The 628-nt window shown below is 43.5% G+C and carries 1 protein-coding gene; it reads left to right on the top strand.

Annotated elements, in window-relative coordinates:
• Window positions 1-628: Arm DNA-binding domain-containing protein (locus R7Z50_RS28585; RefSeq protein WP_318149891.1), on the top strand; the 628-nt coding region annotated here is incomplete at both ends.

Raw genomic sequence — 628 nt, 5'->3', positions numbered from 1 at the left:
TTATCTCTGGGATCAATCAGGTCAACGCGGTACAGGGCGTTTGGGAGTGAAAATTTTCACTAGTGGGAAAAAGCAGTTCGTGTTTCGCTACTACCAGCACCAGAAAGAAAAATTTATCTCAATCGGTTTATTCAGTGCACGTGCTGGCAGCATGACTCTTGCAGAAGCTCGCGAGAAAGCCCAAGTTTTCTCACAACTGTTGCTCGGCGGAAAAGATCCCAAATTGCACCTTGAACAACAAGAGAGCGAGCAGAAAAAAATTGATGCTGAGAGTAAAAGCTTAGGAACCATTGATGAGCTATTTCATAGCTATACGGAGCGCATGAAAATAGATGGAAAGAGAACGTATGAAGACGTGCGAAATGCGCTGGTACGAGAGTTCTATCCATATATAGACAAAAACACCAAAGCGTGTGATGTAACGACAGATGATATTAAATACGTTATTAGTAAGATGATCCAGCGTGGAGCTATCACCCAAAGCAACCGAGTACGTAGCTATGTGATGGCGGCGTTTAACCATGGGATGCGCTTTGATAACGATCCTCGCTACTTCTCTTTAGAGTCGAAATTTGGAATAAAATACAATCCAGCAGCACCCATTCCAAAGCAAAAAGATGGAGAGCGC

This window comes from Vibrio sp. 1249-1, from assembly GCF_033340495.1.
Note: the sequence above shows the minus strand (reverse complement) of the source record. Positions and strands in the feature narration are given on the sequence as shown.